Annotated in this window: 7 protein-coding genes; 5 read left to right on the plus strand and 2 right to left on the minus strand. The window is 68.0% G+C overall.

Translation table 11 applies throughout. The features are described 5' to 3' along the window. Positions 1–217 (minus strand): amino acid permease (locus VLF18_RS10380; RefSeq protein ID WP_325279557.1); only part of this gene is annotated, 217 nt, incomplete at its 3' end. 182 nt (positions 218–399) lie between these two features. On the opposite strand from VLF18_RS10380, the gene VLF18_RS10385 reads away from it, so the two are divergent. The 3 genes from VLF18_RS10385 (at position 400) to VLF18_RS10395 (ending at position 5,685) form a co-directional block, all read left to right on the plus strand. Beyond that, a complete protein-coding gene (locus tag VLF18_RS10385; RefSeq protein ID WP_325279558.1) occupies positions 400–2,061 on the plus strand; it encodes an amidohydrolase in 1,662 nt (553 codons plus the stop codon). A gap of 821 nt (positions 2,062–2,882) precedes the next feature. Next, on the plus strand, positions 2,883–4,037 hold the full coding sequence (locus VLF18_RS10390) for a hypothetical protein (protein ID WP_325279559.1): 1,155 nt from the start codon (positions 2,883–2,885) through the stop codon (positions 4,035–4,037). A 508-nt stretch (positions 4,038–4,545) separates the two neighbouring features. After that, positions 4,546–5,685, plus strand: coding sequence for a hypothetical protein (locus tag VLF18_RS10395; RefSeq protein ID WP_325279560.1), 1,140 nt, complete (start codon positions 4,546–4,548; stop codon positions 5,683–5,685). Between the two features lie 276 nt (positions 5,686–5,961). Here VLF18_RS10395 and VLF18_RS10400 read toward each other — a convergent pair whose 3' ends face one another. After that, positions 5,962–7,164: a M12 family metallo-peptidase gene (locus VLF18_RS10400; protein WP_325279561.1), complete on the minus strand. Its 1,203-nt coding sequence runs from the start codon at positions 7,162–7,164 to the stop codon at positions 5,962–5,964. A 192-nt stretch (positions 7,165–7,356) separates the two neighbouring features. On the opposite strand from VLF18_RS10400, the gene VLF18_RS10405 reads away from it, so the two are divergent. Both VLF18_RS10405 and VLF18_RS10410 read left to right on the plus strand, forming a co-directional pair. After that, complete coding sequence (locus tag VLF18_RS10405) at positions 7,357–9,957, plus strand: bifunctional aspartate kinase/diaminopimelate decarboxylase (protein ID WP_325279562.1); 2,601 nt, start codon at positions 7,357–7,359, stop codon at positions 9,955–9,957. Then, a complete protein-coding gene (locus tag VLF18_RS10410; protein ID WP_325279563.1) occupies positions 9,957–10,385 on the plus strand; it encodes a hypothetical protein in 429 nt (142 codons plus the stop codon). Before VLF18_RS10405 ends, VLF18_RS10410 begins: the two co-directional genes overlap by 1 nt. Positions 10,386–10,549 lie beyond the last annotated feature (164 nt).

The following is a 10,549-nucleotide window of genomic DNA, read 5'->3' on the forward strand; positions in this document are numbered from 1 at the left end:
GGCGCGCGCCGAGTTCGGCGTAGATGAATGCGCCGGCCAGCGCGAACACGCCGCCGAGCGTCCAGGCCAGCATGATCATGCCCGGCGAGTCGCTGCGCTGCGCGACGACGGCCGGATTCAGGAAGATGCCGGAACCGATGATGCCGCCGACGACGACCATCGTCGCATCGAGTACGCCGAGCCGGCGCGCGTAGCCGGGACTGCTGGATTCGGACATCGACCGCTCCCCTGAAGGAGCCGCGAGCATGGGCGAGCAGTCTGGCCTTGGCAATCCGGTGCGCGGTGATATCGCTATGACGGTCGATCCAGGCGCAGGGCTCGAGCCTGCGAGCCGCCGGCGCATCTTGCGTGCGCGGGCGCCGGTCGCCACAGTGCGGCGATTCTGCCGGGAGGACACGCATGAAGCGATCGACAGGCTGGCTGCTGGCGGCGGGACTGCTGGCGTTGAACGGAACGACGGCCGCGACGACGGTCCTGCACGATGGGCGCATCGGCGTGCCCGGCGGAACGGCCGAGGCCGTGGCGTGGGACGATGCCGGACGCATCGTCGCCGTCGGCTCGAAGGCCGAACTCGCGCAGCGGTATCCGGATGCGGCGAAGCTCGACGCGCATGGCGCGGCGGTGCTGCCCGGCCTCGTCGATGCGCACGGCCATGTGCTCGGTCTTGGCCTGTCGCTGCTCAATGCCGACCTGCGCGGCACCGCGTCGAAGGCGCAGGTCATCGAGCGCCTGCGCGCGCATGCGGCAAAGCTGCCGGCCGGCGCCTGGCTCGTCGGGCGCGGCTGGGACCAGAACGACTGGCCGGAAAAGCAGTTCCCGACCGCGGCCGACCTCGATGCCGCGTTTCCCGATCGCCCGGTCTATCTGCGCCGCATCGACGGGCACGCGGCCTGGGCGAATACGGCGGCACTGTCGCGCGCCGCGCGCGATCTCGCCGGCGACTGGCAGCCCGACGGCGGCCGCATCGAACGTGTCGGCGGCAAGCCGACCGGCGTGTTCGTCGACGCCGCCATGCATCTGGTCGACGAGGTCGTGCCCAAGCCCGACGCGGCGCTGAAACGGCGGGCCTACAGGCTCGCGTTCGAGACGCTGCTCGCAAACGGCCTGACCGGCGTGCACGACGCTGGCGTCAGCCGCGACGATCTTGCCGTACTCCGCGGTTTCGCCGATGCCGGCGAACTGCCGCTGCGCATCTATGCGATGGCCGACGGCGACGGCGAAGCGCTCGACGCACTGTGCCGCGACGGACTTTATCGGCATGCGGACGGCCGTCTGCAGATGCGCGCGGTCAAGCTCTACATCGACGGCGCGCTCGGCAGCCGCGGCGCGGCACTCAAGGCCGACTACAGCGACGATCCGGGCAATCGCGGCCTGCTCGTGACCGCGCCCGATGCCTTCCGCGCCGTCGTCGCGAAGGCGAAGCGCTGCAACGTGCAGGTCGCGACGCATGCCATCGGCGACCGCGGCACGCGGCTCGTGCTCGACACATATGCGGGTGTTCTCGATGCGGCAGCGCAGGGCGACCATCGCTGGCGCGTCGAGCACGCGCAGATCGTCGACGTCGCCGACTTTCCGCGCTTCGCGCAATTGCGCGTGATCGCGTCCATGCAGCCGACGCACGCGACCAGCGACATGCCCTGGGCACAGGCGCGCGTCGGTGAGGCGCGGCTTGCCGGTGCGTACGCCTGGCGCCGTTTCATGGCGGCGAAGGTGCCGCTGGCGCTCGGTTCCGACTTTCCGGTCGAGCAGGTCAGTCCGTTGCTCGGACTGTACGCCGCCGTGACGCGTCAGGATCTCGATGCAAAGCCTGCCGGAGGCTGGCTGCCGGCACAGCGCCTGTCCCTGGACGAAGCCGTGCGCGGCTTCACCGCCGGCGCCGCGTTTGCGGAATTCGCCGAATCGGACCGCGGCACGATCGCCGTCGGAAAGCAGGCGGACTTCACGCTGCTGCGTGACGACCCGTATGCGATCGATGCCGCTCGGATTCCGCACGATCGGATCGCGGCGACCATCGTGGACGGCAAGGTCGTGTACGGCAGTCTCGATCGGCCCGCCCGCTGACCCGGCGCGTTCCCGCGGACTGAACCGGGTGCGGCGTTTGTTGCTGCATCCCCGCGCGCGGTGCGCGCTGTCGATGGCTGGATCAGTCTTGGCCTTCCGCATCCGCATCGGCCGTGCGCGATGCGCGCGTTGTCGTGCGTGCGATTCCGGCGGCACATGATCACGGCCTTCCGCAGGTTCGAACGGTCCGGTTGCGTTTTTTGTGCAACGCGAGGCAGCGAATTCGGCTGCGGCGGAAGGGGTGCGGGTGCGCGCGTCGCGAAGGGTCTGCGCCGGCCGCACGCCTGTTTCGTGCATGATGCCCCGCCGCCGTGGCAGCCATACGCATCCGTTCAATGATTTTTACGCATTTTGACATGGGTGAATTTGTCTAGTGCGTCGCAAAAACGCGCATCAATCGCGGAGAAACCTGTGGGAAATATTCTTCGGATGTCGGCCCCTTTTTTTTTGTATTGACTATGCGTATGCGCACGTTTCGTGGCGCCAAAATTTTTCCTTAATTTATGAGCGGCCGGCAATGAGCGTACGCATGCGTCTGCAGGATTCGCCGTAAACAGTGGGTGAAAACCCGGAATTCATGCCTTCGGAAGTTCCCACGCGATAACCCGATTTGATCGTGCTGTCCGTGATACGAAGAGAAAAAGCGACTCGTTGAAAATGTAACTAACGACGACTAGTGTTTTTGTCGCGTCCGGCGCCGGGTATCCGTCGCCGCCGCCCGGGTCACCGTTCGCCGAAACGGGCGAACCCGGCCAGCTTCATCGCGCGCAGACGGCACTCCTTGATTCGTCCGCGTGAATTCCATTGCCGGAGACAGAACCATGAACGCCAATACACAAGCTGTACGCACTATTCGCAACGGCCGCAGCGATGGCCGTTCCCGCAGTTCGGCACTGAGCCGCAACTGCTTCCTGCTCGTTGCCGGACTCGCCATCGCGGGTGTCGCCGATGCCGGACTCTTAACGGTGCCGAATGGCGACTTTTCGGTCGTAGCGAATGCCGGCACGGTCGGCGGCGGCATCGTCGGCTCGTCCGGGGCCGACGTGCCGATCGGCAGCGGTCCGTGGACCGCGACATTCGAAGGCGTGATCGGACTGCTCGTGCCGCCGACGCTCGAGATCAGTTCGGCGACGCGTTCCGCGCGCATTTCCAACGTGGCCGGTGCCAGCGCGGTCACGGTCGTCAACAACGGCGGTCACTTCGGCCAGACGCTGACTGCGACGACGCAGTCGAACAAGCGCTATACGCTGATCGGGAATCTGAGCACGAGTGTCGTGCTGGATCTTCCGCTGCTGGCTACCGCCGGTACCGGAATCGCCCTCTATGCGAACGGCGCCGCGCTCGTGTCCAGTACGACCGCGCCGGCCGGTCAGGTCCGCATCGACGCCGTCGATGCGACCACGTCGCGCATCCAGATCTACCAGGACACGGGAACGGTCACGCCCGCGCCGATCGCGGTTCGCCTGTTCGACAGGCCGCAGGGGCTGCTCAGCGCGTCGGTCATCGACGCGGCCACGTTCTCCGACATCAAGGTCGCCGAGAGCGCGATCCCGCCGGACGGCAACACCACGCTGACCGTGACCGGCGGCGGTTCGCAGGGCGTGCCCGTCGGCCAGCCGTTTCCGGTCCAGATGACCGCCGTCGTGCGTGACCAGAACGGCAATCCGGTGCCGAACACGCTCGTGACCCTGACGGCGCCACCGACCGGTGCGAGCGCGACCCTGCATGCAGGCGGCGAGAGCGGCCGGATCATCGTCGCGTTCACCGACGCAAACGGCCAGATCACGTTCACCGCGGACGCCAACGAGATCGCCGGCTGCTACAGCGTCATCGGTCAGGTCGAAGGCATTCCCCACAACGCGGTGTTTCGCTTGCGCAACTACAGCCCGAACCAGGTAGCGGCATACCTCGCGGCGCATCCCGGCGCGAACGGCATGCCGCAGGACTCCGTGTTCTGCAACGGCTTTGAGGGATAGAGCCGCCGTCGCGGCAGCCATCCGGGCGCGTCGGCCAGAGTGCCGGCGCGCCGATCGGGCCTGACGGTGCATCGCTCGCTGGTGTCGGATCTTCTGCTCTCAATTCGGATGCGAATTGTGTTGCGGCAGTCGCGAAGATCCGCAGTGGTCGTGGCGTGCGCAGGGGAAAACCCCGTCGTCTGTTGAGTGCCCGCTTCGCCTTTCGCAACGGTTTTTCTGCCGGATTCCGCCGGTTCGTGAGTGGAAAGCCTGCTGCCGTGTCCGGCATTCCCTCAGACGATGAGCCCGTTTTATTGACGGCACAGTATGGTCAAAGTAAAGCTATATATTGTAAGTTTTTCAAAACGGTACTAGTGTCTGTCGCGCGGCTTCGGAACCGTATGACGACGCCGCCCGGGCTTGCATTTCGGTTCGCCGAAGCTCGCAGCGGCCGGCCCGGTTGAGGTCAAGAATCAATGCAATGCAGGGGTTTTCCGACTCCTGTTGTCGTCCTTGCCGGAGCACACTCATGAACACCACGAATCAGTTGGCTGGCAGTTTTCGGAACCGGCGCGCAGGTCTCGGCGCGGCGATCCGTTCTTTCTGCGTTGCACTCGTTGCGGGATTCGGCATCAGCGGCGCCGCGAGCGCCGGATTTCTCACGGTTCCCAACGGGGACTTCTCGGCGGCGGCGAACGCCGGCACCGTCGGCGGCGGTGTCGTCGGCGCGTCGGGCACTGACGTCGTCATCGGCAGCGGCCCCTGGACCGGTACCTACGCCGGCGTAGTCGGCCTGCTCATCCCACCGACGCTGACGATCGACGCGGTGGCCGGTACGGCGACGGTCACCGGGCTTCTCGGCGTCGCCGTCGTTTCCATCGTCAACAACAGCGGCCATTTCGGACAGACGCTCGCTGCCAATACGCAGTCGAACAAGCGCTATACGCTGATTGCGAATCTCGAAACCGGCGCGACGCTCGATCTCCCGCTGCTCGCCGTTGCCGGGACCGGCGTCGAGCTGATTGCCGGTGCGAGTACGCTGGTACAGAGCACGACCGCGCCGGCCGGACAGGCGCGCGCCGACGCGCTCGACGCGACGACGCTGCGTCTGCAGATCCATCACGACACCGGCACCGTCACGCCGGCGCCGCTGCGCGTGCAGTTGTTCGACCGCCCGCAGAATCTGCTGACCGCGAGTCTCGTCGACACCGCCGTGTTCTCGGGCGTGCAGCTCGCCGAGAGCACGATACCCGGCGGCAACAGCACGCTGACCGTGACCGGCGGCGGTTCGCAGGGCACGCCGATCGGCCAGCCGTTCCCGTCGTCGATGACGGCGATCGTGCGCGACCAGAACGGCAATCCGATCCCCGACACGCTGGTGACCCTGACGGCGCCGGCCGAAGGCGCGAGCGCGACCCTGCATGCGGGCAGCCAGAGCGGTCGCGTCATCGTCGCGTTCACCGACGCGAACGGGCAGATCACGTTCACCGCCGACGCGAATCAGATCGCGGGCTGTTACAACGTCACCGGCGAGGTCCCGGGCATTCCGACCATGGCGATCTTCCGCATGCGCAACTACACGACGCAGCAGATTGCCGCGTACATGGCGGCCAATCCCGGCGCCAAGGGGCTGCCGCAGGACTCGGTGTTCTGCAACGGTTTCGAATGAGGGCGCGCAGGCGCGTCGACGTCCGGCATCGCCGCAGCATGCGGCCTGACCGCCTGATCCGGACGTCGCAACGGAGCACGGCAGGGACGACGAGGGGGCGGAGCGGGCGCGGACACAGGGACGTGTCCGCGTCGGATGGGGTACGGCGTGCGCCGTCGTCGCTGCGTCGGTGCACGGCGGCGGCGTACGGCGATCTTCGGCCGCCATACGTCGCCGCAACTCCCGTCGAAGTCGCACGAGCCGCCCGTCCGGGCGGCTCGTTGTCGTTGCGGCGGTTCAGATCGCGGGCTGGAAACCGTCGAGGAAGATGATCTCGCTCGCGCGGAAGTTCGCCGTGAAGTTCGCGGTTTCGTTGCCGGTGCGATGGTTGTCGCGCTCGTTCGCGACGCCGGTCGGCGCGCCGCCGTAGTTCACCGCCGGATTCGAGAAATACGGACGGCGCGTGCAGCCGCCGGTGCAGTTCGTGCTGTAGGCCATCACCGTGCGGAACGAGCCGCTGACGAAATGCCCGAACGAATAGGCGTATGCGCCGTTGCCGTTGCCCGGGTCGTGGCCCATGCCCATGTTGTGGCCGTGTTCGTGCACATAGCTCAGATTTCCGACCGCGCAGCCGCGTGCGGTGACCTGATAGGCCGACGCCGCGAATCCCGGTCCCGGTGAGCCCTGCAGATAGCCCCGGCCGCAGGCGTCGCTCATGGTTTCCGTGACCATCGACACCAGGTCGGCGGCGACATCGTTGCGCCACCCGGCGACCTCCGCGTCGTTGCCCACCCAGGTCAGGTCGTCGCCGCTGTTGCCGGCTTCGTTGCGCGCCGTCACGCGGACGCCGGCGAGACGGAAGCGCGTCGTCATGTCGCTGTTGCGGAACGCGGTGTTCGAGCTGTCGACCATGGACTGGGCGAATGCCTTGGTCTGCGCCATCGTGCTGCCGAGCGCCGCATGCGCCTGCGGCGAGAACACGATGAGCACGTCGGTGCGGCTGGGGGGATCGGCGAAGGGCTGGCGCGGCACGTCGGCCGGCGCGTTCCCGACGCGGTCGAATTCGTTCGTCGCGCATTCCGGGAACGCGTCCTGATCCAGCGCGACGACCACCTGGCTGCCGTCGGGAGCCGAGGTGATTTCGTAGTTGCCTTCCGGTGCGCTGACGAGCCCGCCGAGGTGGCCGCCGCTGAGGCTGAGGCTCACTTGCGCCGTGGCCTCGCCGTCCAGGCGACCCAGCAGCCAGAGGTCGCCGTCCGCGCGCAACTCGCGCGCAACCACGTCGATCGCATGGCGGTGCCCGCCGGGCAACGCGAGCGTCAGCCGATCGGCCGTGCGCAGCGCCTGTCCGTCGACGCGTATGCGCTGCGCCGCCGTCGCGGCCGGATTGCGCAGCGCAAACAGCGCCGGTGCATCGAGCGCTTGCCACGCCGGCAGCGGCGCGGCGCCGACCGCGCCCGCGAACAGTGCGAGCGGAGTCAGCAAAAACATCTTCGTCATGGTGTCGGCTCCCTGGTGGCGACGCGTCATCGTACAAGGCGTCGTGCGGCGCGACCGTGCCGCAATGCCCGGATGCCCGTTTCGCGCCCTTATTCCGCCTTGCCATGGCCGTTTCGTTGCGTTCTGCTGCGACCGCGGAAAGAATCAGCCGCGCCGCGGTTCCGCGGCGTCTCCCGAAGAAAAAGGAACGGTGTGAACTCCCTCGACTCTGCGCCTGGCGCGCATGCCGGCTGGATCGTCGTCAAATTTGGCGGCACCAGCGTCTCCACGCGTCCCCGCTGGGACACCATCTGCCGCATCGCCCGCGACTGGCATGCGCGGGGCAAACGCGTGCTCATCGTCGTGTCGGCACTGTCGGGGATCACGGACAAACTCAAAGCCATCGCCGAGGCCGGCGGCGACCGCGGCCGGCGCGAGACGCTGCGCGCGGAAATCCTGGGGCGCCACGATGCGATGTTCGCCGAGCTCGGCCTCGTCGAGCGTGCGACTCTGCAGTATTGGCTCGACCGCCTGTCCGCGCTCGCCGTCGATGCGCGCGCGGAAACCGGCGAACTGTCCTGGCAGGCCGAAGTGCTCGCGCTCGGCGAGCAGTTGTCCTCGACGCTGGGGCAGGCATACCTGAGCGCCCAGGGCCTGGCCACGCGCTGGCTCGATGCGCGCGAGCATCTGCGTGCGGAGGCGTTGCCGAACCAGAATCCGTGGGGCTGCTACCTGTCCGCGTCGGTGCCGACCGCGCCCGACGCCGCGCTCGCGGCCGCGCTGGCGCGGCAGGGCGAAGTGTTCATCACGCAGGGCTTCATGGCGCGCAACCGTGCCGGCGAAACGGTGATTCTCGGCCGCGGCGGATCGGACACCTCGGCGGCGTATTTCGGTGCGCTGCTGAAGGCCGAAAAAGTGGAGATCTGGACCGACGTCGCCGGCATGTTCTCGGCCAATCCGCGCATCGTGCCGGCTGCGCGGCTGCTGTCGCGGCTCGATTACGAGGAAGCGCAGGAAATCGCGACGACCGGCGCAAAAGTGCTGCATCCGCGCTGTCTCAACCCGGTGCGCGAGGCGCAGGTGCCGCTCGCGGTGCGCGATACCAACCGCCCGGAACTTGCCGGCACCGAGATCGGCATGTCCGTCGCCGCGGCCGCGCCGAGCGTCAAGGCGGTCAGCGAGCGCCGCGGCATCACGCTGATCTCGATGGAATCCATCGGCATGTGGCAGCAGGTCGGCTTTCTCGCCGACGTGTTCGAGCGGTTCAAGCGCCACGGCCTGTCGATCGACCTCATCGGTTCGGCCGAAACCAACGTGACGGTGTCGCTCGATCCGTCGGAAAACCTCGTGAACTCCGACGTGCTGTCGGCGCTCGCGGCCGATCTCGCCGAGGTCTGCCGCGTCAAGGTGATCGCGCCGTGCACCGCGGTCACGCTGGTCGGACGCGGCATGCGCTCGCTGCTGCCGCGGCTGGCCGGCGTGCTTGCCGAGTTCGATCTGCTGCGCGTGCATCTGGTCTCGCAATCGTCGAACAATCTGAACCTGACCATCGTCGTCGACGAGGCCGCCGCCGACGGACTGGTGCCGACACTGCACGCGGCATTGATCAGGACCGAAGCGCTGCGCGCCGAAGATCCCGCCGTATTCGGCCCGGCCTGGCACGAACTTTATGCCGCCGGCGCGCCGCGCGCCGAAACGCCGTGGTGGCTGCAGCGCCGTGACGAGCTGCTGCAACTCGCCGCGCAGGCGACGCCGCGCTATGTCTACGATCTCGCGACCGTGCGCGAACGCGCGCGGCGCCTGCGCGCACTGGCCGCGCCGGACCGCTGGTTCTATGCGCTCAAGGCGAACAGCCAGCCCGAGGTGCTGCGCGCAATCGCGGACGCGGGCTTCGGGCTCGAATGCGTGTCGCCGGGCGAACTCGAACTCGCCGCGGCGCTGGTTCCCGCCGAGCGGCTACTGTTCACGCCGAACTTCGCGCCCCGGCACGAATACGCCACCGCGCTCGCGCACGGTGCGCGCGTCACGCTCGACAACCTGCACCCGCTGCAGCACTGGGGCGAGACGTTCCGCGGCAGCGAAGTGGTCCTGCGCGTGGATCTCGGTGCGGGCCGCGGCCATCACGACAAGGTGCGCACCGGCGGCGCCGGCTCGAAATTCGGCCTGAGTCTCGACCAGGTCGAGGAGTTCCGCCAGCTCGCGCGGCGTCACGACGTGGCCGTCGTGGGCCTGCACGCGCATCTGGGCTCGGGCATCCTCGATGCGGGGCACTGGCGCGAGGTCTATGCCCAGCTCGCGGCACTCGCGCAGCGCTTCCCGCGCATCGAGGCGATCAACATCGGCGGCGGTCTCGGCGTGCCCGCGCGGCCCGACGACGCGCCGCTCGACCTGGCGGCGCTCGACGCCTGCCTCGTCGAGATCAAGCAAGCTTATCCACAGTTCCAGTTGTGGATGGAACCTGGCCGCTATCTCGTCGCCGAGGCCGGCGTGCTGCTGGCGCGCGTCAACCAGACCAAGCGCAAGGGCGATTACTGCTACGTCGGCGTCGACACCGGCATGAACTCGCTGATACGTCCCGCGCTCTACGAAGCCTGGCACGAGATCACGAACCTGAGCCGCCACGGCGACGCGGCCGACACGCTGTATCAGGTCGTCGGCCCGATCTGTGAGTCCGGCGACGTGCTCGGTTCGAACCGTCGCCTGCCGGAATGCCGCGAAGGCGATGTGCTGCTGATTGCGACGGCGGGCGCCTACGGTGCGACGATGGCTTCGCAGTACAATCTGCGCGTTCCGGCCGGGGAGTCCGTGGTTTGATGCCATCGCGTGCGCTGCTGCATCTCGCAGCGGTCGTGTTGCCGGCCGCCGCTGCCGCCGTCGTCCTCCGGAACGAGCGCCCGACCGTCGAATACCTGCTGCTCTGCAGCGCCGCGATCGGCGCCGCGCAGATCGCCGTGCTGATCGGCTGGCGCCTGTTCGACAGCGCCGCGCGGCGCGGCGGCCTGTGGCGTGCCGTGCTCGCAGGCGTGGTCATGGCCGTGCTGACGCATCTGCTGTTCGGGCCGGCGATGGCGCTCTGCTGGGCGGTCGCGGGCCAGTTTCCGCCGGACTTCGTACCGTTCGTGCTGCTGCTCTCGTTCGGTTCGCTGATCGTCATGGGCGTCGCGACGGTGCCCGCCGTCGTGATCGTCAACCTGCTACTCAACCGCCTGCGCCGCAAGGAGCTTCTCCGTGTCGCTGTCTGACCCGCGCAAGGCCGCGGCCTTCCGCTTCATTCGCGCCGACTATGCCAACGGCGTCGCGCAGCTCGTCTACGCGTTCGACGACGACGCAGAGCTGATCGAACGCATCACGTTTCCCGATGCGCCGGCGCTGCCGCCCGAGCGCGAGGCCGGCTTCGCCGCTGCGC

The organism is Tahibacter sp., assembly GCF_035481375.1.
Taxonomy (GTDB): domain Bacteria; phylum Pseudomonadota; class Gammaproteobacteria; order Xanthomonadales; family Rhodanobacteraceae; genus Tahibacter.

What these genes read in the sequence shown, in the direction of transcription:
- VLF18_RS10385 (WP_325279558.1), top strand. Translation starts at nt 400, where the DNA reads ATGAAGCGATCGACAGGCTGGCTGCTGGCGGCGGGACTGCTGGCGTTG.
- VLF18_RS10390 (WP_325279559.1), top strand. Translation starts at nt 2,883, where the DNA reads ATGAACGCCAATACACAAGCTGTACGCACTATTCGCAACGGCCGCAGC.
- VLF18_RS10395 (WP_325279560.1), top strand. Translation starts at nt 4,546, where the DNA reads ATGAACACCACGAATCAGTTGGCTGGCAGTTTTCGGAACCGGCGCGCA.
- VLF18_RS10400 (WP_325279561.1), bottom strand. Translation starts at nt 7,164, where the DNA reads ATGACGAAGATGTTTTTGCTGACTCCGCTCGCACTGTTCGCGGGCGCG.
- VLF18_RS10410 (WP_325279563.1), top strand. Translation starts at nt 9,957, where the DNA reads ATGCCATCGCGTGCGCTGCTGCATCTCGCAGCGGTCGTGTTGCCGGCC.